This is a genomic window from Roseateles sp. GW821-FHT09G03, assembly GCF_059416045.1.
In genome coordinates this window covers 209821-233997 of sequence record NZ_JBWKOK010000009.1, presented here as the reverse complement: position 1 = coordinate 233997, position 24177 = coordinate 209821, and the positions used below count along the sequence as shown (strand labels likewise).

The window sequence follows — 24177 nt, the reverse complement described above, 5'->3', positions numbered from 1 at the left end:
GGTCAGCAGGGCATCAATGACGGAAGTGACGCACGCCTGTGAGCACCATCGCGATGCCGCGTTCGTTGGCCGCGGCGATGACCTCCTCGTCGCGCATCGAGCCGCCCGGCTGGATCACGCAGGAGGCGCCCGCATCGGCCAGCACGTCGAGGCCGTCGCGGAACGGGAAGAAGGCGTCGCTCGCCACGGCCGAGCCCGTGAGCGTCAGGCCGGCGTTCTCCGCCTTGATCGACGCGATGCGCGCCGAGTCGATGCGGCTCATCTGCCCGGCACCGACGCCCAAGGTCATGCCGCCGCCGCAGAAGACGATCGCATTGCTCTTCACGTACTGCGCGACGGTCCACGCGAACATCAGGTCGTCGAGCTGCTGCGCGGTCGGCTGCAACGTGGTGACGACCTTCAGGTCGGCCTTGGTCAGGAAGTGGTTGTCGGCGGTCTGCACCAGCAGGCCCGAGCCGACGCGCTTGACGTCCTGCGCATTGCGGCCCTGGTCCCAGGGGCGCGCGCCGCCCGGCGGCAGCGCGATCTCGAGCAGGCGCACGTTGACCTTGCCCTTGAAGACCTCACGCGCCTCGGCGCTGAAGGACGGCGCCATCAGCACCTCGACGAACTGCTTGGACACCAGTTCCGCGGCGGCGCGGTCGACCTCGCGGTTGAAGGCGATGATGCCGCCGAAGGCGCTCGTCGGATCTGTCTTGAAGGCCTTGGCATAGGCGTCGGCCGCCGTCGCCGCCACGGCCACGCCGCAGGGGTTCGCGTGCTTGATGATCACGCAGGCCGGCACGTCGAAGCTCTTCACGCATTCCCACGCGGCGTCCGCGTCGGCGATGTTGTTGTAGCTCAGCTCCTTGCCCTGCAGCTGCTTGCCGGTGACCAGCGAGCCGGGCGCCGGATGCAGGTCGCGGTAGAGCGCGGCGGTCTGGTGCGAGTTCTCGCCGTAGCGCAGGTCCTGCACCTTGATGAAGCTGCTGTTCATCTGCGCCGGGTACTCGGACAGCGAGCCGTCCTCCAGGCGTGCGCTCAGGTAGTTGCTGATCGCGGCGTCGTACTGGGCGATGCGGTTGAACGCGGCCACCGACGCGGCGAAGCGCGTCCTGTCGCTGGTCTTGCCGTGGGCCTTCAGCTCCTCGAGCACCTGCGCGTATTGCGACGCGTCGGTCAGCACCGTCACGTCCTTCCAGTTCTTGGCCGCGCTGCGGACCATCGCCGGACCGCCGATGTCGATGTTCTCGATCGCGTCCTCCAGCGTGCAGCCGGGCTTGGCGACGGTGGCCTCGAACGGGTACAGGTTGACCGCCAGGATGTCGATCGTGGCTATGCCGTGCTGCTCGATCGCGGCGACGTGCTCGGGCAGGTCGCGGCGGGCCAGCAGGCCGCCGTGGATCTTCGGATGCAGCGTCTTGACGCGGCCGTCCAGCATCTCCGGGAACCCGGTGTGCTGCGCGACTTCGGTGACCGGCAGGCCGGCGTCGGCCAGCAGCTTGGCGGTGCCGCCGGTGGACAGCAGACGAACGTCCAGCGCGTGCAGCGCCTTCGCGAAATCGACGATGCCGGTCTTGTCGGAGACCGAGATCAGGGCGGTGAGTTGGGCCATGGGAGCTCTCTAAAGGGGATTCGTTTCGGCGCGGGCGCTCAGATCAATTTATGTTCGACCAGTTTGCGGCGCAGCGTGTTTCTGTTGATGCCCAGCCACTCGGCGGCCTTGCTCTGGTTGCCGTCGCTGTGCTGCATCACCACTTCCAGCAGCGGCTTCTCGACGAGACGGATCAGCATCTCGTGCATCGAGTGCGGCACTTCGCCGCCGAGGTCCCTGAAGTAGACCTCCAGGTTTTCGCGGATGCAGGAGTCGATCGGTTTTGGCGTCATGCCGTCAGCCTTCTTTCTTGGTCTTGGTGTTGTTCGTCGTTCGCGGCTGCGTCGTCGAGGGGATCGTCGGTGACCGGCAGATAGGGCAGCCGGTCATGGTCGTCCGCCAGCGCGTCCAGCCAGTCCGACAGCGCGCGGACCTGGCCGTCGCAACTCTCGAGGGTGTTCATGCGGCGGCGGAAGTCCTCGCCGCCGGGCAGCGCCCGCACGGCCCATCCGATGTGCTTGCGCGCGCTGCGCATGCCGGTCAGCTCGCCGTACAGCGCGTAGTGGTCGTGCAGGTGCTCGATCAGCCAGCCCTTGGCATCGGCGATGCGCGGCGCCGGTTGTTCCTCGCCGGTGGCCAGGAAGTGCGCGATCTCCGCGAAGATCCACGGCCGGCCCTGTGCCGCGCGGCCGATCATGATCGCGTCGGCGCCCGTCGCGGCCAGCACCTCGCGCGCCTTCTGCGGCGTGTCGATGTCGCCGTTGGCGACGACGGGGATGCGCAGCGCGGCCTTCACCGCGGCGATGGTGTCGTACTCGGCGCGGCCGCTGTAGCCCTGCTCGCGCGTGCGGCCGTGCACGGTGACCATCGCGATGCCGGCGGACTCCGCCGCGCGCGCCAGCGCCACCGCGTTCTTCTCCGCCTGGCACCAGCCGGTGCGCATCTTCAGCGTGACCGGCACGCCGCGAGGCGCGCAGGCGGCGACCACCGCCTCGACGATCTCCAGCGCCAGCGCCTCGTCCTGCATCAGCGCCGAGCCCGCCCACTTGTTGCAGACCTTCTTGGCCGGGCAACCCATGTTGATGTCGATGATCTGCGCGCCGCGGTCCACGTTGTACGCGGCGGCCTCGGCCATCATCGCGGCGTCGGTCCCGGCGATCTGCACGGAGATCGGCGCGGACTCACCCTCGTGGTTCGCTCGGCGCGAGGTCTTCAGGCTGTTCCACAGGTCCTTGCGCGAAGTCACCATCTCGCTCACCGCGTACCCCGCGCCGAGCTTCTTGCACAGCACGCGGAAGGGCCGGTCGGTCACACCCGCCATGGGGGCGACGAACAGACGGTTCGGCAGGACGTAGGGACCCAGCACAAGCGGACTGGGTGACTGGCCGGGCGGCGGCGTGGACATCGGGAGCGACAGAGCGGTTGCACAAAAAAGAGGCAGAAGTATACCGCCGTTGGGTACCTCGAAAGCGTGGGCCTGTCATCGCGGGCGATCGCCCACGAGAACCCGGGGGACCCCTCCTCATACTTGTCGCAGGCTCCAAAAATCGTCGGGGACCCCGGGTTCCCGTGGGCTCCGAACGAGGACTGCTCTCGGGAGCGTTCTAGAGGGATGGCTGCTTGCGCCAGAGCACGAAGCCCTGTTCGACGAAGCGGTTCATCACGCGGTCCTGCGACAGCTTGTAGACCGCGCGGGCGATGCGGCCCCGCAGCTCGGGGGTGTTGCAGCGGGAGCGGTGGGAGAGCGTCACGTAGAGGCCCTCGCGCGCGATCGCCGGCATCAGCGGCTGGATCGCGGGACCGCCGTTGCGCGCGGCATAGGCCTCGGCCGGCGTGTCCTCATAGATCAGGTAGTCGGCGCGGCCGCGCTGCAGCATCTGGATCGCCTGCTCGATGCTGGCGACCTGGCTGATCTTCAGCGACTGGCGCGCGTAGTTGTCGAACTCGACGCCGAAGCTGTTGTTGATCACCGTCACGCCCTGCTTGGGCGCGAGGTCGCTCCAGCGCTTGTAGGCCACCGGCGCCGACGCGCGCGTCCAGATGACGCTGCGCGTCTCGCGGAACGCGGGATGGAAGTAGTCCATGTACTCGGTGCGCGGCAGCGTGAAGAAGGCGCCCGCGATCAGGTCGATGCGGCCCGCGCGCATCTCCTCCTGCACGCGTCCCCAAGGACCGACGTAGCGGGTCTCGACCGGGATGCCGATCTCCGCCGCGAGCCACTGCATCATGTCGGCGTTGGCACCGACCAGCTTCTGCTCGTCCGCCGGATCACGCCAGAGGTATGGGGGGTACTGGGGGTTGCCGGACGCGATCAGCATCGGACAACCGGCGATCGGTGCGGGGGGTGTCTGCGGCGACGTCGGCGGGGAGGTCGAAGGACCGGGCGCCGCGCTTGCCTGGGTGGCAGACGGCGGCGGCGCGGTCTGCGCCATCGCCGCAGGACCGAACAGCGCGGACAGCGCGGACAGCGCGAATGGCGCCGACCCGGTGGGCCCCAGGCCGGCGACGGCCAGGCCGATCAGCGCGAACGACGAAACGGCTAGGCGGCGCAAGGACATGGTCTTCAGATAATCCCACGCATGGAAGCTTGGCTGCAACAGATGATTCACCTGATGCTGGAGACCCTATCTCTCCCGCAGGTGGGGTTGGGCGCGGTGTTCGTCGTCGCGCTCATTTCGGCGACGCTGCTGCCGATGGGATCCGAGCCCGTGGTGCTGCTGCTGGTGCATGCGAAGCCGGAGCTGTTCTGGCCCGCGATCCTCGTGGCCACGGCGGGCAACACGATCGGCGGCGCGATCACGTGGTGGATGGGCTACGGCGCGGAGCGGGCCTACGAGGCCGCCGTGCACCACTCGCCGCGGGACCAGCGCGTGCTCGGCTGGCTGCGGCGCTTCGGCGCGAAGACCTGTCTGATGAGCTGGCTGCCCATCGTCGGCGATCCGCTATGCGCCCTGGCCGGTTGGCTGCGTCTGCCGTTCTGGCCCTGCGTGGCCTACATGGCGATCGGCAAGTTCATGCGTTATCTGCTCATGACCGCCATCGGCATCGCCATCTTCGAATGAGCGCTCGGTCGCTCTCGCCACTTCGGGGGTGACCGCTGGATGAGCGCCTCCGCGCTTGCACAATTCAGGGGCACTCAAGAGGAGACCCCGCCATGAGCACCCCCAGCACCCCGGCGTACGACGCCCTGTGCCAGCGCCATCAGCGCATCCACCGCCTTTCCCATCTGCAGTCGATCGCCTCGTGGGACCAGTCCGCCTTCATGCCGGCACGCGGCGCGCAGGCGCGCGCCGAGGCGCTTGCCGAGATGGGCGGGCTGCTGCACCAGCTGGGCACCGACCCGGCGCTGCGCCAGTTGCTCGACGACGCCGCGCAGGAGCCGCTCGACGACTTCCAGCGCGCCTCGCTGCGCGAGATGCGCCGCGTGTGGCGCTCGGCCAACGCGTTGCCGCAGCGGCTCGTGGAAGCCCGCTCGCTGGCCAACTCGCACTGCGAGCACCAGTGGCGTCAGCAGCGTCCCGCCAACGATTGGGCGGGGTACGTCGAGAACCTGCGTCCCGTCGTCCGCTACGCGCGGGAGGAGGCGCAATACCTGGCCGACGACTCGGGCCTGAGCCGCTACGACGCGCTGCTCGACCAGTATGAACCCGGCATGCGTGCCGCCGACATCGACCGCGTCTTCGGCGATCTGCGCCAGTGGCTGCCCGGCGTGATCCGGCAGGTGATGGCGCGCCAGGCCGACGACCGCGTGATCCATCCGCAAGGGCCGTTCCCCGCCGCGTCGCAACGCGCGCTGGGCCTGGACGCGATGAAGCTGCTGGGCTTCGACTTCGAGGCGGGCCGGCTCGACGAGAGCGCCCATCCGTTCTGCGGCGGCGTGCCGGAGGACGTGCGGATGACGACGCGCTACCGCGACGACAGCTTCCTGCAGAGCCTCACCGGCACCATCCACGAGACCGGCCACGGCCGCTACGAGCAGAACCTGCCGCGCGAGTGGCTGGGCCTGCCGGTGGCCGGCGCGCGCTCGATGGGCCTGCACGAGAGCCAGAGCCTGTCCTTCGAGATGCAGCTGGCCTCGCATCCCGGCTTCGCCGGACTGCTGCAGCCGCTGGTGGAGCGCCACCTCGGCGCGCAGCGCGGCTTCGCCGCCGACAACCTGCACAAGCTGATGACGCGCGTCGCGCCGGGCTACATCCGCGTGGACGCGGACGAGGTGACCTACCCGGCGCACGTGATCCTGCGCTACGAGATCGAGCGCCCGCTGATCGAGGGCGAGATCGAGGTCGAGGACATCCCCGCGCTGTGGGACGCCAAGATGCAGGAGCTGCTGGGCCTGGACACGCGCGGCAACTACAAGGACGGCTGCATGCAGGACGTGCACTGGGGCTGCGGACTCTTCGGCTACTTCCCCTGCTACACGCTGGGCGCGATGTATGCGGCGCAGTGGTTCGCGACGATGCGCCGCGAGCGGCCGACGCTGGATGCGGAGATCGCGCGCGGCGAACTCACGCCGGTCTTCGACTGGCTGAAGGCGCGCGTGTGGTCGCAGGGCAGCCGCTGGGAAACGCCCGAGCTGGTGCAGCGCGCCAGCGGCGAGCCGCTGAATCCGGCGCACTTCCGCCGGCATCTCGAGTCGCGCTACCTGGGCTGATCCCCGCGGCTGACGCGTTCCGCGTCGCCAATGGAAAAGGGCACCCCGCGCGGGGTGCCCTTTTCTCCTTGCGCGTCCGCAGTCTCTACCCGCGGCGCTCCCAACGAGTCGTCGAGGACTCGAATGCTGTTGTCTTCGGGGTCAGGCCTTGCCAGCCACCTTGCGGCGGCGAAGGACGAAGCCCATCGCACCCAGGCCGGCCAGCATCAGCGCGAGGCTTTGCGGTTCCGGCACGGCGCTGACGCTGATGTTGTCCAGCGAGGTGCCGTAGGAATCGCTGATGCCCGCCGCGGCGAAGCGCAGCGTCATCGGGCTGCCAGTGCCGGTGAAGGTGGTGGTGTAGGTCTGCCAGGTGGTCGTCGCGTTGTTGCCGACCAGGCCGCTCAGGCTGCCGATGCTCCAGTCGATGCCGTTGCTGGCGACGCTGCGGAAATCGGGGCGGTTGGCGTAGGAGAACGACAGCGAGTAGGTCGCGCCCGCCACGGTGTTCAGCGTCTGGCTGATCCAGCTGTTGGCGGTGGTGTCCAGCTCGACGTAGTTGCCGCCGCTGAACGCGCTGCCCGCGACGTTGTTGCGGATCTCCAGGCCGTTGGGGCCGACCGTCCAGCCGGCGGTGCTGCCGACGATGCTGTAGCTGCCGCTGCCGACCGCGTTCGATTCGAAGCTGCCGTTGGTGATCAGGTTCACCGGAGCCGCCAGGGCGAACAACGGGGCGGCGAAAAGGGTGGCGGCGATCAGGCGCTTCATGGGACGGGCTCGGAAGTTCGACAAGAGGTGCGCAGGAGCGTCTGCGCTTGTGTCGAATTGTTCGAGACCGCCTCCCGGGTGCCATCCCCCTGGGCGATGGGGATGGCGATGCGTTTCGTGACGCAGTGCACACCCCGCGGGGAGCGCGGGGGTCAGGTGGTGCGCTTGCCGCCCTTCGTGGGCTTTGCGGTCTTCGTGGCCTTTGCAGCCTTCAAGGTCTTGGCGACCTTCAGAGGCTTGGCAGTCTTGGCGGGCTTGGGCCGGGCCGCGACCGTCTTCTTCGCGGCGGGCTTGGCCGCCGGCTTCGGCTTCGGCGTGGTGCTGGTGCTGGTGCTGCCGGCCTGCGCGGCGCGCAGCATCGCGACCTCCGCGGACAGCGCCTCGACGCGCCCCTTCAACTGCGCGACTTCATCCGCCGCCGGCATGCCCAGGCGCGCGAGCGCTCGCGCCACGCGGTCCTCGAAGATGGCTTCCAGCTTGTCCCAATGCTGGCCGGCACGCGAGCCGACCTCGCCGGCCAGATCGCTCATGCGGCGCGCGGTGGTGTCGAGCGTCGCCTCGGCCTTGCCGACGGCGGCGCCCCCCTGGTCCTGCGCCTTCGCGAACGCCGCCAGCCCCGCTGACCAGATCTGCTGCGCCGAGGTCTTCACCTGCTCCGCGAACGGCGTGTCCGCCGGCTTGGCCGCGGCCGTCTTCTGTTGCTTCTTGACCATGGGCATTCCTTGTCGTCGCTCGCCGAGAACCGGACTATAGGCGGCGTGCCGTGTCGCACGTCGTCTTTGACCTGACCCGCAACCCCCCATCGGGGCGATCGGCGCAGGGACCAGAATATCGGCCATGTCCGTGCCGACCTCCTCGCGGGGCCGCCCTTCCGGCGACGAATTCCCCGACACCGTGCCCCAGCTGCTCCCCGAGGCGCCGACGGTCCTGCCGCCGCTGCCGATGGCGGGCGACCTGCCGCTGCGCAAGGGCGCGTTCATCGACTGCCCGCAATGCCGCGCGCCGATGCGCCATGTCAGCCTGCCGGGCCACCACGCGCCGGCCACGGTCGACATCGATCACTGCGAGCCATGCGGCCTGGTCTGGTTCGATGCGCGCGAGTCGGTGCATCTCTCGACGGCCGCCTGGATCCAGCTGCTGCGCGACCTGAACCGCCTGCGTCAGAGCGACCGGCCCCATCAGCCGGATCGCGCCTGCCCGCTGTGCGCGAAGGCGCTGAAGGAGGTCCGCAACCTCACGCGCTACGGCCGCTTCCCGGTGCTGGAGTGCGGCAGTTGCGGCGGTCATCTGCACAGCCAGGCCGGCATGCTGGCGGAGCGCGGCCTGGTGCGTCCGTTGCTGCCAGGCGAACGCTACGCGCTGCAGGCCGAGAAGCGCCAGTTGCTCTGCTTGAGTTGCGGCGGTCCGGCGGACGGAAAGAGCGAGGACTGCAGCTGGTGCAAGAGCCCGCTGCTGATGGTGGACATGCCACGCCTGGCGAATGCGCTGCGCCGTCGCTCGCCGTCGGAGCCGCTGCTGATGTCCAACGGCGGCAAGCCGGTGGGCTGGGCCTGCCGCGGTTGCGGGGCGCCCATGGATCCGACGCGCGAGACGCGCTGCGGGCGTTGCCATCACACGGTGGTCGCGCCGTCGATGGAGGACCTGGGGCCGCTGCTCGATGCCCTCGAGCATGATGGCCAGGAGGCCGAGGCCCAGCTCGAACGCGAGCGCCGCGAGCGGCTGGCCTCCTACAACTTCGAGCACCGCGATCCGGCCGGCGGCAAGCACGGCCTGTTCTGGAAGGGCAAGTACGAGAAGCGCTACGACGCGGAGAACGATCGCCGCGAACGACGACGCGACGGCGAACGCGGGTGGGACGCGTCCGGATGGCCCTCGTCCGGCGAGGGCTCGCCGCCCACGCTGATCGAGATCGCGCTGCGTCTTGCCGCGATGCTGCTGAAGAAGTGATGCGGGCGCGCGCGAGGCGCGCTTCGATCAGAGCTCCAGCACCCCGATCGGTTTCGCGCAGGCCGCCGGCGTGCCGCCGCCGCGCACGACGAAGGGCAGTTCGCCCCACGGACCCGAATCGCGCGGACAGCCGTTGCGCAGCGTGCCGCCCGGGCAGCCGCAGCCCTTGGTCTTGACCAGCTTGTCCAGCGTCTGCGACTGCTGCGGGTTGAGCTTGGGCAGGTCGTGCTTGAAGACCAGCTGCAGCGCGGTCGTCGGCGCGGGCGCGTCCAGCGCGGGCACGGGACCGAGCAGCGTCGCCATCGTCAGGGTTTCCTTCAGCGCCGCGGCGGGCTTCATGCCCTTGGCACGGCGCAGGTAGTTCAGCGCCACCTCCATCGCCGCATACCCGCGCGCGGCCGAGGCCGTGAACGGCTTGCGGAACGCGGCGCCGTAGGTGTTGGCGACCTGGTCCCAGCGGCCGCGATCGATCGTGAGCACCGGGCACAACACCGCGTCGACGCGATCCGACAGCGTCGCGTCGAAGTCCATCCAGCACGAGGTCCGCGCGCTGATCCGCAAGCCGGTCTGGCGGCGCAGGTCGGCTGCGATCTTCTCTCCGGCATTGAGCTCGATGCGGCCCAGCTGCAGCTGCAGGTCCTGGTCCTTCATCCGCTCCGCGTTGCTGGAGATGAAGGGGATGCCCGCGGCACGCAGTGCGTCCGCGCCGGCGTTGATCTCGCACCAGTTGCCCAGCACGACGTCCACCTTGGCCTTGATGAATTCCTGGGAGATGGCGTCCGCCTTGCGAGCGTCGCAGCCGCTGTCCTTGACGATCAGCTTGGGCGCGGCGTCGCCGGGCCAGGTCTTGAGGGCCAGCGTCATGCCGAGCTGGAGTTCCTCGGCCTGCCCGGCGCTCGGGTAACTGCCCGGCAGGATGACGCCGATGGTGGCGGCGGTGGCTGGCACGGCGGCGCACAGCAGGACGGCAGATAGCGCCGACGGTAGTGCGGCGCCCGCGACGGCGCCCAGGACCTTGCGGATGTTCATGACGATCCCTCTTGTTCTTCGTGGCCGGGGTAGCGGCCGCTTGTTGATTTGTCGCCGGGACTGCGTTGTGGCGTCCAAGGCCGAGGTATCGCCTGCGCGGAGGGCGCGCGCACTGGAGGTTTTCCCGGGAGTCCCCACGAATGAAAACGCCCCGGCGGGCCGGGGCGGTAAGACGTCACAGTGGTGACAGAAAGTGCGGCATGCGCGCAACGCAAGCCGTACAGCGCACGAAGCTCAGGCGGGCCAGCCTTGCAGCACGAGCTTGCCGCGTTGGCGCTGACTCTCCTGCAGCGCGTGGGCGCGCTTGAGGGTCTCGGCGGCGATCGGGCCGACGACATCGGACAGCGTCGTGCGGATCTTGCCGGCGTCGACCAGTGCCGCGACTTCAGTCAGCAGGCGGCCTTGCGCGGCGATGTCGTGCGTCGCATGCATGCTGCGCGTGAACATCAGTTCCCAGTGCAGCGAGAGCGACTTGCCCTTCAGCGCCATCACGTCCAGATCGTTCGGGCCGAAGTCGTCGATCATCGCGAGCTTGCCCTGCGGCTCCAGCGCGTCGACGAATCCCTGGAAGTGCTGCGGCGTGTGGGTGAGGCTGGTGACGTAGCGCAGCGGCGGGACGCCTTTCTTCTGCAGCGCGGCGATCTGCGGCGCGATCGGCTCGCGATGGTTGATCACGTGGTGGGCGCCCAGCGCGTGCAGCCACTTGCCGCCGTCGCCCTCGGGCTCGGAGCTGGTGCCGATGACCGTCAGGTGCTCATGCCGGCGCGCCAACTGGACCAGGATCGAGCCCACGCCGCCAGCCGCGCCGGTGACCAGCAGGCTGACCGGGCGCTCCGGCTGCTGCTGCACCTGCAGGCGGTCGAACAGCAGTTCCCAGGCGGTGATGGCGGTCAGCGGCAGCGCGGCGGCTTCGGCGTCGCTGAGCGAGGTCGGCGCCTTCGCGGCGATGCGATGGTCGACGCACTGGAACTGCGCGTTGCTGCCGGGGCGCGTGATGTCGCCGGCATACCAGACGCGGTCGCCGACGGCGAAGCCGCTCACGTCCGGTCCGATGGCGCGGACCGTGCCCACGGCATCCCAGCCGAGGATCACGGGCGTCGTGCCGTCGGCGCTGGCGCGCCGCACGCGGATCTTGGTGTCGACCGGATTGACGGCGATGGCGGAGACCTCGACCAGCAGGTCCTTCGGGCCGGGCGCGGGCGTGGGCAGATCGAGATCGATGAGCGATTCGGCCTCGGTGATGGGCAGGGACTTGAAGTAGCCGACGGCTTTCATGGCGGGACTCCTGAGATTCGGATGGGAAGGGAAGGCGGAAGTAGCGGGATGCTGTGGGAACGAATGGTGAGCCTTCCGGCAGAATCAATGAAGAGCGCTGAATTGCTATCAGTTTCAATGCTGGATTGAAGATCGACGGAGGAGGGCGCGCCATGGACATCGAGAACACCGCCGAGCTGCGCCTGCTGATCGAATGCGCGCGCGGCGGCAGCCTGACGGCGGCCTCGCGGGAGATGGGCATCACGCCCGCGGCGGCCAGCGCGATGCTGAAGAAGCTGGAGGCGCGGCTGGGCGTGCGGCTCGCCGAGCGCAGCACGCGGGCGCTGCGGCTGACCGCCGCCGGCGAGCGTTTGAGGGACTACGCGCAGCGCGCGCTCGAACTGCTGGACGAAGGCCTCGCCCTGGTCTCGGAAGGCGGCGACGAGGGCGCCGCCAAGGGCCGTGGGGCGACGGCGCTGCGCGGGCGCATCCGCGTCAGCGCGTCGAGCGACCTGACGCGGCGCATCATGCTGCCGCTGCTGGACAGCTTCCTCGACCGGCATCCGGGGGTCGAGCTGCAGCTCAATGTCGGCGACGCGCTGCAGGACGTCGTGCGCGACGAGGTCGATCTGGCCTTGCGGTACGGCGAACTGGCCGACTCGCGGCTGGTGGCGCGCAAGCTCCATGACGGGCGCCGGCTGCTGGTGGCGTCGCCGGACTACCTGAAGCGGCATGGCCGGCCGGCCCATCCCGGGGAACTCACGCAGCACGAGTGCATCCGCTTCAAGATCGGCGACCGGCTGGAGCGCGAGTGGCGCTTCTGGCGACGCGACGCGATGCAGGCGGCGCCGGTGGACGTGACGGTGCAGGGCCGCCGCACGGCGGACGACGGCGGCATCGCCCACCAGTGGGCCCTCGAAGGGCGGGGGATGACCTACAAGAGTTGCCTGGACATCCGGGAGAGCCTCGCGAGCGGGGCGCTGGTCGAGGTGCTGCCGGACTGGATCGGCCGGCCGATGCCGCTGCATGCGCTGATGCCCAGCCAGCGCTTCCTGCCGCAACGGCTGAAGGCGCTGGTGGACCACCTAGCGGAAGCGCTCAGGCGTTGACCGGCAGGCGCGCTTGCGCGTGCCGGGGGCAGGCACTGTCGATCGGCCGCTCAGGGGCCGCTCAGGGGCCGCTCGAGGGCCAGTCAGGAACCGCTCAGTGCTTGTGGTCGCCGTGACCCGCGTGCGGGTCCTTGGCATCGGGCGACGCGACGGGGCCAGTCCTTGCCGGGGCCTGGACGGTGACCGTGGAGCGGGACTTGTCGGCGCCTTCGAACACGAAGGTCAGCGGCACCGCATCGCCGGTCTTCAGCGGGCCCTTCAGGTCCATCAGCATCACGTGATAGCCGCCGGGCTTCAGCTCCACCGGCTTGCCCGCGGGCACCGCCAGCGTGGTCACCGGCCGCATGCGCATCACGTCGCCGTCCATCGCCATCTCGTGCACCTCGGCCACGCCCGCCGCGGGCGTGCTGACCGAGATCAGCTTCACGTCCGTCGGCGACTTGATCTGCATGAAGGCGCCGGTGGACTTCTGCTGCGGCACCGTCGCGCGCACCCAGGCGTCGGCGACGACGACCTGCGCCTGCGCCAGGCCGGCAGTCAGCAGCAGGGTGGGAACAACAGCCAGGCGGGCGAGGGAACGGAACTTCATCGGGGCGTCCAATCCATGATTCATGACGATCCGGAAGTATCGGTCATCGTTCTTCGAGCGCTCCCATCGAGCGCAACACACGCTTGACGATCTCTTCGCGCTTCGAAGAGAAGGCGGGGTCCTTCATGTCCATGTTGAGCGCGAAGTACACGGGCCGCGCCTCGCGGTCCTGCTCCACCCATCCGACGAACCAGCCCAGGCCCGGCTCGGCGTTGTCCGCCCAGCCGGTCTTGGCGTAGAGGCGCCAGCCGGGTCCCTGCTCGCGCAGCATCACCTGGCGGGCGATGTCGTAGGTGCGGTCGGACAGCGGCAGCGCGCGGTCGTGCACGCGGCGCAGGAAGTCGATCTGGCCGACCGCCGAGATGCGCAGGTCGCCGTCGAGCCAGAAACGGTCCCCGACCGGGCCGGCGACGGCGTTGCCGTAGCGGAAGTCGCGCACGAACTGCTGCACCGTCGGCTGTCCGATCTGCCGTGCGAGCGACTGGAACACCCACACGGCCGACACCTTGTAGGCCGAGGCCAGGGTCTGGTCGCGGTTCCAGTCCTCGATGCGGCGCTTCGTGCCGTCCCACTTGAAGGGCTGCGTCTGGTCGGCGGCGGCGCCGGTCTCCAGCGCGATCAGCGACATCGGGATCTTGAAGGTGGATGCGGGCAGGAAGCCCTCGAAGGCGCGCACGCTGTCCGACGCGATCCAGCGATGCGCGCGGGTGTCGAGCATCACGAGCGTGCCCTTCGTCCCGAGTTCGGTGAAATGGCGCTGCAGTTCAGGACGGGTCTCCCAGCGTTCGCGCTCGTCGGCGGGCGTGGTCTGCGCGATCGAGGCGCGGCAGGCGGTGAGGGCGAGGCAGGCGAGCAGCGCGCTCGCCATCAGGCGGGGAAGGGACATGGCGGTCTCCGGTCGGTGAGGGACGTCGCCAGTGTGCGAAGTCCTCTGCGACGGAAGACGTCGAAGTGCCGTTACGCCCGTTGCGACTGCGGCATCAATCCGTCGGCCTCGTCGAGGTAGCGCCGCCGCGCGCCGTCATCGCGCAGCTTGCGCGCCTGCAACCGCGCCTGCCGCACGAGGTCGGTCGCGCTGAAGGCATCGCCCTCGTCGAGCGCGTGCCGGGCCCACAGCAGGAGGAAGGCGCAGCGCTGGTCGGCGGGAATCTGCGATTGACGCGCTCGACAGGACGCCCAGCGCTGCGCCGCAAGATCGCCGAAGGAGGTGGCGGGGAGGGGCAGGCCTTGCGTGGTGGCCAGGCGCTGGAGCGCCGCGAAGTCCAGGCGTCCGAGCGCCGCGAGCCGCAGCAGGAAGATGGTGTTCAGCAGCGAACTGCGTCCGAGCTGCCAGCGCGCGCAGAGCGCGTCGCTGAGCAGCAGCCAGCGCAGCGCGTCCTCCACGCCGGGACCGTCCGTGGGCAGCAGGTCGGCTTCGACGAGCCGGCCCAGCGCGTTGGACAGGTTGGCGGCGCAGACCTGGAGCGCGTCGGGCAGCCCGGCCAGCGAGGCGCTGCGCAGCGCGTCGCCCAGGCTGGCCAGCGATTGCGCCGCGAGCGCCGCGTCGCCGCGGGCGATGGCGAGGTCGCGCAGCACGATGCCGCGCAGGTTGCCGTGATCGCAGCGCAACGTGGAGTCGGCGGCGAGCACGTCGGGATCGACCTCGTCGAGCTTGTCCAGCGCCGGCGCCGCCTGGCCGAGGCTGCCGAACCAGTGCCAGGCCGCGAGGATCGCGACGCGGGCGCGCAACTGGCGGCGTTCCAGGCGCGGCAGGCGGCTGTTGTTGAGCGTCTGGCCCAGTTCGCGCAACTCGTCCTGCAACGCGGCCCAGTCGCCGAGCCGGCGCGCGATGCGGGCGCGGCGCAGGCCGAGCGCGGCGGCCGCGGCGTCGTCGCCCGGCGGCACGTGCGGCGCGGCCTGCTGCAGTGCGAGCCGCGCGGGGTAGAGCTCGCCGCGGTCGAGCAGGTAGTCGGCGCGGGCGAGCGCCTCGGCGTAGGCCAGCGGGAGCAGCGGCGCGGCGGCCGGCGCGCGCACCGGGCGCTGCTGGCCCAGCCAGCGCGCGAGCGCCTCGCCGGTGGCGGGTTCGCCGTCGATCTCGAAGCGGCAGGCCGGCAGCAGCGCGGCGTTGAGCCAGAACGGGCCGCTGCTGCGGGCGCTGGCCTCGATCAGCGCGGCGAGCGGGCCGTCGTCCAGCAGCGCGAGCGCGCGCCAGACCTGCGTGCGGTGCAGCTCGGCCATGCCGGCGATGCGCTCGCGCAGTTCGGCGCGCGGGCAGGGGCTGTCGATGCGCGCCAAGCCTTGCTCGTGCGCCTGCAGCAGCGCGGCGAGCAGGCGCGGCAGCAACCGGCTGCGCAGTTCGGGCAGTCCGTCGATGCGCAGTCCCTGCGCCAGCAACTGGATGCGATGCGAGAGCGTGCCGGCGCCCGGCGAGGCAGCAGCGATGGCGGTGGCGGTGGCGGAAGCAGCGGGAGCGGTCATTGGAGGCGCATTCTGCGCCGGGCGCTTCGTCGGTGTGACGGCATCGGCGTAACGGGCGTTACGCGGGCGGGTTACGGCGCGAGGCGCAGGTCGTGGCGCGAGCGGGGCCGTGCAAAGGAACCGTCAAGACGATCGCGGAGGCGGGCCGCACCGCTCGTCGATGGCTCTCGAGAGCGGCCGGTAACGAAACGTCAGGCCCGCCCTTTGCCTGTGGTTGTCCATCACAACTCGAGGGGACTGCCATGGTGGTGAAGAATGAAGCCTGGTATCCGGGCGAAGCCGGCGTGGGTGGCGTTGTCGCGCCGCGCGCGTCGACATCCGCGGTGTCATGGGGCGCGGTGCTGGCTGGTGCGACGGCCGCCGCGGCGCTGTCGTTGATCCTGCTGCTGCTGGGTGCGGGACTGGGGCTGTCCGCCGTGTCGCCCTGGGCCGGCGACGGCGCAAGCGCCGCGGCGCTGGGCGTGGCGGGCATCGTGTGGCTCGCGTTCACGCAATTGGCCGCATCGGGACTCGGCGGTTATCTCGCTGGCCGGCTGCGGGTGCGATGGCGCGACACGGATGCGGACGAGGTCCATTTCCGCGACACGGCGCACGGGATGCTGTCCTGGGCCGTGGCCACCTTGTTCACCGCTGCCGTGCTGACCGCTTCGGTCGGCGCGATCGCGGGGATCGGCGTGAAGGGCGCGGCCGTGGCGGCCGGAACCGCGGCAACAGGGGCGGCGGCGGCGACAGCTGCCGCCGGGACTGCCGTGGATGAATCCGGCATGAAGGGCGGTTCTTCGGGAACTGCGCGGACCTCGCTGGGCAGCGGCGACTTCGGCTATTACGTGGACACGCTGCTGCGTCCCGCGGCGACGGCGCCCACGACCACCTCCACACCGTCCGCGGCGCCCGCCGGGGTCAATCCGGCAACGCTGCGCGCCTGGCCGGATGCCTCGATGGTCCACGCAGACGAGCAATCGTCGGCATCGCTGAACCGTCTGCTGGTCCGTGCAGTGCGTGATGGCGGCACGCTGTCTCCAGAGGACACGCGCGCGGCGGGACAACTGGTGGCGCAACGCACCGGCCTGACCCAGGCGGAAGCCGAGCGGCGCGTCACCGAGACGCTGCAACGCGCCCGCACCGAGGCGCAAGCCTTGGAGACCCGTGCCCGTGAAGCCGCCGACACCGCTCGCAAGACGGCGTTGACGACGGCGCTGTGGATGGTTGTCGCGCTGTTGATCGGCGCGTTCACCGCGAGCCTGCTGGCCACCTTCGGCGGCCGTCAGCGCGACCTCATCGACTAAGACAAGGAGAACTCACATGCGATCGTTGCTGCTCTTTTTCCTGGGCGTGCCCATTCCCATCATCATCCTGATCGCGTTGATCAGATGATCACTGCGCGACCGCAATGATGCGGTCGCGCGATGTGACTGCCGGGCGATGAGACCCGTGCCGACATCGCGGCACTGTCCAAGGCCCTGGCGGATCACTCGAAGTCGCCCTGGATATCGAAATAACTGTCGTGACGACTGTGGTGACGACTGTCGTGACAACCGTCGTGGAACAAGGCGTCCGCCTGCGAGCTCACCATCTTTCGACGTACCGTATCGAAGGATTGGCCGTTCTCGGCGGCAACGATGAGGGCGTCGGGTGACGGACCGAAGTCGCTTTCCCATCGGAACGTCCTCGATTGCGCCAACGACTGCTCGAACAGCGCGGTGATGATGTCGAGCGCGTCCGGGCGCATGGGATCCACGGCACGGGCCTTGACGTCGTAAGGATAGTGAAGAAAGTCCAGCATCTCGGGGATGTTGCCGGGCGGGGTGCCATAGGGCTTGATGGTGATGTCGCCGGCGGGAGCGAGCCTCAAGGCCAGAGAGGCCACCATCGACTTCGCCTCGCGCGCGATGCGCAGCGCTTGCAGGCCGTCGGTGCAGCTCTTGAGTTGGGTGCGCAGTTGACCGAAGCGCGTTGCCAGCTTCGGCGCAAAGCGTGGGCAATCGGCCAGCTCGGTGTGGTCCTTGACGTACTGGGCGCAATCCTCGAAGTAGGCCGCCTTTCCTTTCAAGGTATCCGGAAAGGGACGTCGGAAGAGTTCGGCGGCCAGCTTCTCGGCGGGCTGGTACTTCGCCATGCTTTGGACGAACACGTCGCCGCTCAGCGGATTCATGACGAAGGCTTCAAAGGTGGGGACAGGAAACGACATGGAGGGGGACGTGGACAGTTGATGAGGAAGGACCGTGAGTCCTGCTCATCCGTGTCTGGTTCGCCAATTCCTTCGATGGTCTCCCGTTCGTCCGGCCGGTAAGGCCAGCCGGCATTCAGTTCATCGACGAGGTGGCAAGCGCGCTCGCGCGGTCGATCGGTTCGCCGTAAGGCCGCCATGCGCCGGGCGCATTGGACAGCCGATCCGCGACGACCTTGAGCACGGCGGGATTCCAGACCAGGCCGCAGTGGCTGCCGTCGACCTCGACGTTCTCGACCATCGGATGGTCCTCGGGCTGCACGCAGGCCTGCCACGCGACGACGCCGTCGCTGCGGCTGTAGATCGAGGTCGTCGGCACCTGCGGCGCGGCGATGAGGCGCGACTTGAAGTCGTCGTCGAGCACCGGCAGCGAGCCGTTGACCCAGCGGTAGATCAGGCTGACGTTGGTCTGTGTCGCCTCGCCGGTGATCGGCGTGCCGATCGTGATGACCTGACGCACCGGCAGCGAGATGCGCTTGGCGATCTCGCGCGCGTAGATGCCGCCGAGGCTCCATCCCACCAGCGAGACCGGTTGCGCCTGCTCGGCGACGAGTGCCTCGATGTCCGCGGCGAGCGTGTCGAGCCACAGGTCGATGTCGCCGGTCGGGCCGGTGTTGATGCCGCGACCCCAGTCGCGCGCCGCGTAGCCCAGCCCGTGGCAGAAGCCCACCAGCGGCGCGATCGACTGCGCGTCGGCCGCGAGGCCGGGGAACACGATGACGGGATGCCCGTCGCCGGGCGCGTGGCCGCTGCGGTCCATCATCCGGCAGCTCGCGTATTCCATCGCGGCGCGCAGCGGCTCGATGCCGAGCAGGGCCCACGACGGGGAACAGATGACCGGGGCCGGAACCGGCACGGCGGAGGGGTGGGCGGACGGAAGAGCGGCGATCTTCTTCATGGTCTTGGGGCCGCCTTCCCGGAGTGACCGGCGAGGTCGGCAGAAGGACAGTTGAGTCGATCTTTCCGCAAGCTGCGTTCCATGGGCATCCCCACAAGGTCGCATGTGATCGTCGGACGAGGCCTACATCCGGGGGAGATCAATGAAAATCCCGGCTCTCCGTCCTCAGCCGTCCCAGCATCGGGGTCAGGTCTTCCATGTGTCCGGCGATGAGGTTGCGCACGTCGCCGCTGCGCTGCCACTTGCCCTTCACCGCCATCAGCCGTGAATGCAGCATGACGTGGCGCTGCCGCTGCCACAGCGCGCGGTGCACGATGACCTGGATGTCGCCGGTCTCGTCCTCGAGCGAGATGAAGATCGTGCCCTTGGCCGTCGCCGGCTGCTGCTTGACCGTCACGATCCCGCAGCCCCGCGCCGGCCGGCCGTCCGGCAGTCCGTTGAGTTCCTCGGCCGACATCCAGCGCTGCTCGCGCAGCAGCGGCCGCAGCAGCGAGAGCGGATGGCGGCGCAGCGTCAGCCCCAGCGACGCGTAGTCGAAGACGATCTCCTCGCCTTCCGGCGCCTGCGGCAGAGCGAGAAAATCCTCCTGCACCGGCGCCGAGACCAGCAGCGGCGGCGGCGCGTGCTGCGCGGCCGCGTCCCACATCTGCTGGCGGCGGTGACCGCTGATGCTGGTCAGCGCGTCGCCAGCGGCCAGCATCGTCATCTGCTGCTGGTTCAGCCCGGTGCGTCGCGCCAGGTCCTCAGCATCGTTGAACGGGCCGTTCCGTCGCTCGCGGCAGATCAGTCCCGCCGACGACTGCTGCAGCCCTTTGACCAGCCGCAATCCCAGCCGGACCTTCACCGGCGCCGCGTCGGCCGCCAGCGCTTCTGCCGTGTCGAGGTAGGGATCGCCGTTGTCCTCCTGGACGATGCCATCCTCGTCCAGCGGCATCGCATCGATCGTGTCGGCGGCCGCGCCACGCCGCGCGGGTCGGATGACGCGGCCATCCGCGCGTTCCAGAATGCAGTCCCAGTCGCTGTGCATCACGTCGGGCGGCAGCACCTCGACGCCCTTGCGTCTGGCCTCCTGCACCAGCTGGCTCGGCGAATAGAAGCCCAACGGCTGCGCGTTCAGCAGGCCTGCCAGGAACTCCGCCGGGCGATGGCATTTCAACCAGCTGCTCGTGTAGACCAGCAGCGCGAACGAGGCCGCGTGCGACTCCGGGAAGCCGTATTCCGAGAAGCCCTTGATCTGCTCGAAGATCTGTTCGGCGAAGGACACCGGGTAGTTTCGTTCCCGCATCCCGTCGATCAGCTTCGCGCGGTACTTCTCCAGACTGCCCTTGCGTTTCCATGCGGCCATCGAGCGCCGGAGCTCGTCGGCTTCTCCCCCGGTGAATCCGGCCGCAATCATCGCGATCTGCATCACCTGCTCCTGGAACACGGGAATGCCCAGCGTGCGCTCCAGGACCGTCTCCAGCCCCTGTGGATAAACGACGGACTCCAGCTTCTGCCGTCGCTGCAGGTAGGGATGGACCATGCCGCCCTGGATGGGTCCGGGACGCACGATCGCGACCTCGATGACCAGGTCATAGAAGGTCTCCGGCTTCAAGCGCGGCAGCATGCTGCGCTGCGCGCGGCTCTCGATCTGGAACACGCCGATGGTCTCGGCCCGCTGGATCATCTCGTAGGTCTTCTTGTCGCCGTCCGGGATGTCCTTCAGTTCGAACGGATACCGCTCCCGTTTTCCGACGAAGTCCAGCGTCTTGCGGATCGCCGTCAGCATGCCCAGTCCCAGCACGTCGACCTTGAGCAGGCCGACCGCGTCGAGGTCGTCCTTGTCCCACTCGATGACGGTACGGTCCGGCATGGACGCGTTCTCCACCGGCACCATGCGCGTCAGCGGCCCGTGCGTCAGCACGAAGCCGCCCGGATGCTGCGACAGGTGCCGCGGGAATCCCAGCAACTCCGACGTGATCTCGACCAACTGGCGCACCGCGAGGTCGTCGGCCTCCAAGCCGGACTCGCGCAGCCGCTCGGCATCGATGGTCTGCCCGTCCCACCACTGGTGATTGCTGCACAGCGTGTCCAGCACCTCGGGCTCGAAGCCCAGCGCCTTGCCGACGTCGCGCAGCGCGCTCTTTACGCGGTACGAGATCACCACCGCCGCCAGGGCCGCGCGTTCGCGCGTGTACTTGCGGTAGAGGTACTGGATGACCTCCTCGCGGCGCTCGTGCTCGAAGTCGATGTCGATGTCCGGCGGCTCGTTGCGTTCCTTGCTGATGAAGCGTTCGAACAGCACCTGCATCCGCGCCGGGTCGACCTCGGTCACGTGGGTGCAATAGCAGACGATGGAGTTGGCCGCGCTGCCGCGACCCTGGCACAGGATGCCCTGCGAGCGCGCGAACTGGACGATGTCCGCCACCGTCAGGAAGTAGTGCTCGTAGCGCAGCTCCTCGATCAACGCGAGCTCGCGCTCGATCTGCTCGCTGGCCGCGGCCGGCACGCCCGCCGGCCAGCGCCGGCCCGCGCCCTCGTAGGTGAGCCGTCGCAGATGGCTGGCTGGCGTCTGGCCGTCGGGCACGACCTCGGAGGGGTAGTGGTAGCGCAGTTCGTCGAGGCTGAATTTGCAATGCTCGGCCACGCGCAGCGTCTCGGTGAGCAGGTCGGCCGGGAAGCTGAGCGCGAGGCGGCTGCGGTGGCGCAGATGCCGCTCGGCGTTGCGATCCAATGCCTGGCCGCACTCGGTCAGAGGCTTGCCCAGGCGCGTTGCCGTCAGCACGTCCTGCAGCGGCTTGCGGCTGCGCACATGCATGAGGGCGTCACCGACGGCCACCAGCGGGATCGCGGTCAGCGCGCCGGCCTCGCGCAGGCGCAGCAGGCGGATCTCGTCGTCCGCGTGCTGCGGCTGGTCGATGCCCAGCCAGCAACGTCCCATGAAGTGCGACAGCAGCCATCGCGCCATGGACAGTAGCTGCGCTGGCGTGGCATGCCGGTCTGGACAGGCGATCACGACGCAGTCGTCCAGCGTCTGCGGGCCGATGTCGGCGAGCGTGCAGCGGTAGGTGCCTTTCTCGGACGAACGCCGCAGCCGCGAGATGAACTGGCACAGGTTGCCGTAGCCGTTGATGCCGCAGGCCAGCACGACCAGCGTGAACGGGCCCTCGTCATCCGCGGCCTGACCGGTCATCGCGCCCACGGCGCGTCCTGAAGCGCCACCGGGCTCAATGAGGAACTGGCTCCCCACCAGCAGCTTCATGCCGTGCTGCTTGGCCGCCACGTGCGCACGCACCATGCCGGCCATGCTGCATTCGTCGGTGATTGCGAGCGCGGAATAACCGAGCTCCTTGGCACGCACCACGAGCTCCTCGGGCCAGCTCGCGCCCTTCAGGAAACTGAAGTTGCTGAGGCAGCGCAGCTCGGCGTAGTCGGGGAGTGCCGAGGCGTCAGAGGGGGCGGTCTCAGGCATACATCCCGTGGAGATACCACGCCTGCACGGGGTCCTTGTCGTCGCCCTCGTTCCCCGGCCCGGTCAACCGTTCCTGATAGACGGCCAGGACGCCGGCGTTCTCGTTGACGGCGATCCAGTAGTCGCGGGTGACCTGGCGGTGATGTTGCGCACCCTGTTCAGTGGCGGGCACACGGTCCCACCAGCCGCCTTCGACGCGATCCGGACCGATCAGCAAGGTCAGCGGGCCCTGGTAGTGCGGCCGGTGCTCGCGCACCGCCAACCTCAGCGGCGGATCGAGCAGGAAGGCAGGCTCCGGCACGTCCGGCGCGCGCACCGCCGCGTGCCGGCCCTTGCGGCGGGATGGCGTCCGCCCATCGCCGCAGGTCCGCCAGAGCGTCATCCATTCGGGTCGATGGTCGTCGGCGAGTACCGGCTGCAACACGCGCTCCGGCCCGAGCCGCGCGGCGATGCGCTCCAGCGTCAGGTAGAGCGTCTCGCCGGTGCGCACCACGTCGGGCAGCAGGGAGCCGCTGTCCTCGACCAGCGCCTGCACCCCGACCGCTTCCAGCCGCAGCTCGCCGACCGGCGCCAGCAACTGGGTCTTGGCGAGGTGCTCGGCCATCAGCCGGCAGAAGTGTTCGAGCTCGCGGATCGGCTCGGCCGTGCGCACGGTCAGGCTGCCGCCCTCGCCGGCGTCCTTGGCGCGCATCGAATCGTGCACCCAGTGCAGCGTCACGCCGGTGGCGCCGGCATGGCGCGCGGCCAGCCAGCCGCACAGCCGCATCAGCAGCGGCCGCGTGCCCATCAGCAGCGCGGGTGCATGGTCCTCGCGGCTGGGCAGCTCGATGCGGGCGTGGAAGTCCTCGGGCAGGGCGACCCAGGCGTGCGCCTCGGGGCGCAGCCCGTAGGCCTGGTCCAGCATCGTCAGCAGCGCCGCGCCGAAGCGCCGGCCGATGCCGCCGCGCGGCAAGGCCCGCAACTGGCCCAGGGTGTTGATGCCGGCGCGGCTCAGCGGCTCGGCGTGTTCAGCGCCGGCGCTCAGCGTCTGCAGCGGCAGCGGGTCCAGCACCGCCTGCAGCAGCCGCCCGCCCAGGTCGAGCACGCCGCAGCGCGCCAGCACCAGCGCGGCGGTGGCCGACGGCGCCCAGCCGATGCCGACGGCGCCCAGGTCGGGCGCCTCGTCGCTCAGGCGAGCCTTGAGCGCGGGCAGGCCCCGGAACAGGCGCAGACTGGCCTCGACCTCCATCACGACAGCGTCTTCCATCAAGGCCACGCGCGGCGTGAACTGCAGGCACCACACGGCCAGACCCGCCTGTGTCTCCGCACACACGCCCCAGGGATGGGGCGGCGGGGCGGTCGTCGGGTCCTCAAACGGTGCCGGCGGACGAGGCGGCAATACCAGTGCGACCCACAGCATGGGAGAACTCCGGGAACAGGGCGAGCGCAACGGGCTCGCCCGGGGAAAGGGCCTCGGCGTGGGTGACCGCCTCGGCGACTGGGACCGGAGCCGGCATGGGGGCCGGCAGGGGAACAGGCGCCACCGGACGCATCGTGCTGGGCCGCATCACGCGCGGCGTCAGCACGCGCTCAAGCCCGCCGGGGATCGAGGCCAGCCGCAGTGGGGTCTCGTGGGCGGGCCCCTTGCGCTTGAGGATCTGGACGTCCAGGGCCCAGTCGGCATCGATCGTCGCCAGCACCCGCAGCGGGGCCGGAGAAGGGTCATGGCGCGCCGCCAGCGGCCGGAACAGGAACACCGGCCCTTCGAACGACTGCGCCAGCACCTGCAGCCTTCGCAACTGCTCGGGCGCGGCCTGAGGCATCCAGGCCAGCACCGCGCCGGCGGCGTTGGACTTGATCAGCTGTTCGGTGCACCAGAGCCGTTCCGATGGCGCGCGTGCGTCGATCCAGACGAGGTGCCGTTCATCCAGCCCCAGGTGCATCAGGCCGGGCAAGTGGGGGCGCTTGGGCGGTCCGACCATCGCCACCGCGGCGCCGTCGGCGACCACGCGCCGCAGCGCCGGACCCGCCAGCCGCCATTCGGCCAGCGAGAACTGCGGCAGCAGCACCTCGGTCAGCTGGCGGCCCGGCCATCCACCGCCCGGGAGCTCGGCGTCGAGCGCGTCGAACCCGCTCGGCCAGACGGTGTCGGTGCCGCGGCCCAGCGCGTCACCGCGCCAGATCGCCTCTGCCACGGCGGGCGGAAGCGGGGCAAGAGGGGTGGACGGGGAAGGCATGGCGGGCGTCGGCGAGAGACAAAAACGCC

General features: G+C 69.7%; 21 protein-coding genes. 5 read left to right on the top strand and 16 right to left on the bottom strand.

Translation table 11 applies throughout. The features are described 5' to 3' along the window. Positions 1-13: 13 nt before the first annotated feature. The 4 genes from purH to AC07OZ_RS26685 all read right to left on the bottom strand — a co-directional run bounded on the left by purH (position 14) and on the right by AC07OZ_RS26685 (position 4131). Positions 14-1594, bottom strand: coding sequence for a bifunctional phosphoribosylaminoimidazolecarboxamide formyltransferase/IMP cyclohydrolase (gene purH / locus AC07OZ_RS26700; protein WP_495470062.1), 1581 nt, complete (start codon positions 1592-1594; stop codon positions 14-16). A gap of 38 nt (positions 1595-1632) precedes the next feature. Beyond that, positions 1633-1866, bottom strand: coding sequence for a helix-turn-helix domain-containing protein (locus AC07OZ_RS26695; protein WP_088406111.1), 234 nt, complete (start codon positions 1864-1866; stop codon positions 1633-1635). After that, a complete protein-coding gene (gene dusB, locus AC07OZ_RS26690) occupies positions 1863-2978 on the bottom strand; it encodes a tRNA dihydrouridine synthase DusB (protein ID WP_495470061.1) in 1116 nt (371 codons plus the stop codon). The genes AC07OZ_RS26695 and dusB overlap by 4 nt, the downstream gene beginning before the upstream one ends. A 199-nt stretch (positions 2979-3177) precedes the next feature. Then, on the bottom strand, positions 3178-4131 hold the full coding sequence (locus tag AC07OZ_RS26685; RefSeq protein WP_495470060.1) for a substrate-binding periplasmic protein: 954 nt from the start codon (positions 4129-4131) through the stop codon (positions 3178-3180). 21 nt (positions 4132-4152) lie between these two features. Here AC07OZ_RS26685 and AC07OZ_RS26680 point away from each other — a divergent pair, with 21 nt between their 5' ends. Both AC07OZ_RS26680 and AC07OZ_RS26675 read left to right on the top strand, forming a co-directional pair. Then, the gene (locus AC07OZ_RS26680) at positions 4153-4635 is read left to right on the top strand and encodes a YqaA family protein (protein ID WP_495470059.1); all 483 of its coding nucleotides are present in this window, start codon (positions 4153-4155) and stop codon (positions 4633-4635) included. Positions 4636-4727: 92 nt separating this feature from the next. Further along, complete coding sequence (locus tag AC07OZ_RS26675) at positions 4728-6224, top strand: carboxypeptidase M32 (RefSeq protein WP_495470058.1); 1497 nt, start codon at positions 4728-4730, stop codon at positions 6222-6224. A gap of 141 nt (positions 6225-6365) precedes the next feature. Here AC07OZ_RS26675 and AC07OZ_RS26670 read toward each other — a convergent pair whose 3' ends face one another. Both AC07OZ_RS26670 and AC07OZ_RS26665 read right to left on the bottom strand, forming a co-directional pair. Continuing rightward, positions 6366-6971: a DUF642 domain-containing protein gene (locus AC07OZ_RS26670; protein WP_495470057.1), complete on the bottom strand. Its 606-nt coding sequence runs from the start codon at positions 6969-6971 to the stop codon at positions 6366-6368. Between the two features lie 152 nt (positions 6972-7123). Then, entirely contained in the window at positions 7124-7684 is a 561-nt protein-coding gene (locus AC07OZ_RS26665) for a phasin family protein (protein WP_495470056.1), read from the bottom strand. Between the two features lie 124 nt (positions 7685-7808). Here AC07OZ_RS26665 and AC07OZ_RS26660 point away from each other — a divergent pair, with 124 nt between their 5' ends. After that, entirely contained in the window at positions 7809-8918 is a 1110-nt protein-coding gene (locus AC07OZ_RS26660; protein WP_495470055.1) for a TFIIB-type zinc ribbon-containing protein, read from the top strand. Positions 8919-8945: 27 nt separating this feature from the next. Here the strand turns inward: AC07OZ_RS26660 and AC07OZ_RS26655 are convergent, their stop codons facing one another. Next, entirely contained in the window at positions 8946-9947 is a 1002-nt protein-coding gene (locus AC07OZ_RS26655; protein ID WP_495470054.1) for a hypothetical protein, read from the bottom strand. Positions 9948-10181: 234 nt separating this feature from the next. Beyond that, positions 10182-11222: a zinc-binding alcohol dehydrogenase family protein gene (locus AC07OZ_RS26650; protein ID WP_495470053.1), complete on the bottom strand. Its 1041-nt coding sequence runs from the start codon at positions 11220-11222 to the stop codon at positions 10182-10184. A gap of 152 nt (positions 11223-11374) precedes the next feature. Between AC07OZ_RS26650 and AC07OZ_RS26645 the strand changes: the two genes are divergently transcribed. After that, entirely contained in the window at positions 11375-12310 is a 936-nt protein-coding gene (locus tag AC07OZ_RS26645) for a LysR family transcriptional regulator (RefSeq protein ID WP_495470052.1), read from the top strand. A 94-nt stretch (positions 12311-12404) separates the two neighbouring features. Here AC07OZ_RS26645 and AC07OZ_RS26640 read toward each other — a convergent pair whose 3' ends face one another. The 3 genes from AC07OZ_RS26640 to AC07OZ_RS26630 form a co-directional block, all read right to left on the bottom strand. Then, the gene (locus AC07OZ_RS26640) at positions 12405-12899 is read right to left on the bottom strand and encodes a copper chaperone PCu(A)C (RefSeq protein WP_495470051.1); all 495 of its coding nucleotides are present in this window, start codon (positions 12897-12899) and stop codon (positions 12405-12407) included. A gap of 43 nt (positions 12900-12942) precedes the next feature. Then, a complete protein-coding gene (blaOXA, locus tag AC07OZ_RS26635) occupies positions 12943-13785 on the bottom strand; it encodes a class D beta-lactamase (RefSeq protein ID WP_495470050.1) in 843 nt (280 codons plus the stop codon). Between the two features lie 71 nt (positions 13786-13856). Continuing rightward, positions 13857-15356, bottom strand: coding sequence for a hypothetical protein (locus tag AC07OZ_RS26630; protein ID WP_495470049.1), 1500 nt, complete (start codon positions 15354-15356; stop codon positions 13857-13859). Positions 15357-15598: 242 nt separating this feature from the next. Here AC07OZ_RS26630 and AC07OZ_RS26625 point away from each other — a divergent pair, with 242 nt between their 5' ends. Next, positions 15599-16642, top strand: coding sequence for a tellurite resistance TerB family protein (locus AC07OZ_RS26625; RefSeq protein WP_495470048.1), 1044 nt, complete (start codon positions 15599-15601; stop codon positions 16640-16642). A 182-nt stretch (positions 16643-16824) separates the two neighbouring features. On the opposite strand, the gene AC07OZ_RS26620 is transcribed toward AC07OZ_RS26625, so the two are convergent. The 5 genes from AC07OZ_RS26620 to imuA all read right to left on the bottom strand — a co-directional run bounded on the left by AC07OZ_RS26620 (position 16825) and on the right by imuA (position 24148). Then, positions 16825-17508 carry a hypothetical protein gene (locus tag AC07OZ_RS26620; RefSeq protein WP_495470047.1) on the bottom strand — a complete coding sequence of 228 codons (684 nt, stop codon included), beginning with the start codon at positions 17506-17508 and terminating at the stop codon, positions 16825-16827. Between the two features lie 151 nt (positions 17509-17659). Next, positions 17660-18481, bottom strand: a complete 822-nt coding sequence (locus AC07OZ_RS26615) for a hypothetical protein (protein ID WP_495470046.1) — start codon at positions 18479-18481, stop codon at positions 17660-17662. A gap of 139 nt (positions 18482-18620) precedes the next feature. After that, complete coding sequence (locus tag AC07OZ_RS26610; protein WP_495470045.1) at positions 18621-21932, bottom strand: error-prone DNA polymerase; 3312 nt, start codon at positions 21930-21932, stop codon at positions 18621-18623. After that, positions 21925-23331: a Y-family DNA polymerase gene (locus AC07OZ_RS26605; protein ID WP_495470044.1), complete on the bottom strand. Its 1407-nt coding sequence runs from the start codon at positions 23329-23331 to the stop codon at positions 21925-21927. The genes AC07OZ_RS26610 and AC07OZ_RS26605 overlap by 8 nt, the downstream gene beginning before the upstream one ends. Beyond that, entirely contained in the window at positions 23282-24148 is an 867-nt protein-coding gene (imuA, locus tag AC07OZ_RS26600) for a translesion DNA synthesis-associated protein ImuA (protein WP_495470043.1), read from the bottom strand. Before imuA ends, AC07OZ_RS26605 begins: the two co-directional genes overlap by 50 nt. Positions 24149-24177: the final 29 nt, after the last annotated feature.

Excerpts from the sequence above, each read along its gene's own strand:
- imuA (WP_495470043.1), bottom strand. The coding sequence starts at position 24,148 with ATGCCTTCCCCGTCCACCCCTCTTGCCCCGCTTCCGCCCGCCGTGGCA.
- AC07OZ_RS26680 (WP_495470059.1), top strand. The coding sequence starts at position 4,153 with ATGGAAGCTTGGCTGCAACAGATGATTCACCTGATGCTGGAGACCCTA.
- blaOXA (WP_495470050.1), bottom strand. The coding sequence starts at position 13,785 with ATGTCCCTTCCCCGCCTGATGGCGAGCGCGCTGCTCGCCTGCCTCGCC.
- AC07OZ_RS26655 (WP_495470054.1), bottom strand. The coding sequence starts at position 9,947 with ATGAACATCCGCAAGGTCCTGGGCGCCGTCGCGGGCGCCGCACTACCG.
- AC07OZ_RS26615 (WP_495470046.1), bottom strand. The coding sequence starts at position 18,481 with ATGAAGAAGATCGCCGCTCTTCCGTCCGCCCACCCCTCCGCCGTGCCG.
- AC07OZ_RS26625 (WP_495470048.1), top strand. The coding sequence starts at position 15,599 with ATGGTGGTGAAGAATGAAGCCTGGTATCCGGGCGAAGCCGGCGTGGGT.
- AC07OZ_RS26645 (WP_495470052.1), top strand. The coding sequence starts at position 11,375 with ATGGACATCGAGAACACCGCCGAGCTGCGCCTGCTGATCGAATGCGCG.
- AC07OZ_RS26685 (WP_495470060.1), bottom strand. The coding sequence starts at position 4,131 with ATGTCCTTGCGCCGCCTAGCCGTTTCGTCGTTCGCGCTGATCGGCCTG.
- AC07OZ_RS26660 (WP_495470055.1), top strand. The coding sequence starts at position 7,809 with ATGTCCGTGCCGACCTCCTCGCGGGGCCGCCCTTCCGGCGACGAATTC.
- AC07OZ_RS26665 (WP_495470056.1), bottom strand. The coding sequence starts at position 7,684 with ATGGTCAAGAAGCAACAGAAGACGGCCGCGGCCAAGCCGGCGGACACG.
- dusB (WP_495470061.1), bottom strand. The coding sequence starts at position 2,978 with ATGTCCACGCCGCCGCCCGGCCAGTCACCCAGTCCGCTTGTGCTGGGT.
- AC07OZ_RS26670 (WP_495470057.1), bottom strand. The coding sequence starts at position 6,971 with ATGAAGCGCCTGATCGCCGCCACCCTTTTCGCCGCCCCGTTGTTCGCC.
- AC07OZ_RS26630 (WP_495470049.1), bottom strand. The coding sequence starts at position 15,356 with ATGACCGCTCCCGCTGCTTCCGCCACCGCCACCGCCATCGCTGCTGCC.
- AC07OZ_RS26605 (WP_495470044.1), bottom strand. The coding sequence starts at position 23,331 with ATGCTGTGGGTCGCACTGGTATTGCCGCCTCGTCCGCCGGCACCGTTT.
- AC07OZ_RS26640 (WP_495470051.1), bottom strand. The coding sequence starts at position 12,899 with ATGAAGTTCCGTTCCCTCGCCCGCCTGGCTGTTGTTCCCACCCTGCTG.
- AC07OZ_RS26695 (WP_088406111.1), bottom strand. The coding sequence starts at position 1,866 with ATGACGCCAAAACCGATCGACTCCTGCATCCGCGAAAACCTGGAGGTC.
- AC07OZ_RS26610 (WP_495470045.1), bottom strand. The coding sequence starts at position 21,932 with ATGCCTGAGACCGCCCCCTCTGACGCCTCGGCACTCCCCGACTACGCC.
- AC07OZ_RS26620 (WP_495470047.1), bottom strand. The coding sequence starts at position 17,508 with ATGAATCCGCTGAGCGGCGACGTGTTCGTCCAAAGCATGGCGAAGTAC.
- AC07OZ_RS26675 (WP_495470058.1), top strand. The coding sequence starts at position 4,728 with ATGAGCACCCCCAGCACCCCGGCGTACGACGCCCTGTGCCAGCGCCAT.
- purH (WP_495470062.1), bottom strand. The coding sequence starts at position 1,594 with ATGGCCCAACTCACCGCCCTGATCTCGGTCTCCGACAAGACCGGCATC.
- AC07OZ_RS26650 (WP_495470053.1), bottom strand. The coding sequence starts at position 11,222 with ATGAAAGCCGTCGGCTACTTCAAGTCCCTGCCCATCACCGAGGCCGAA.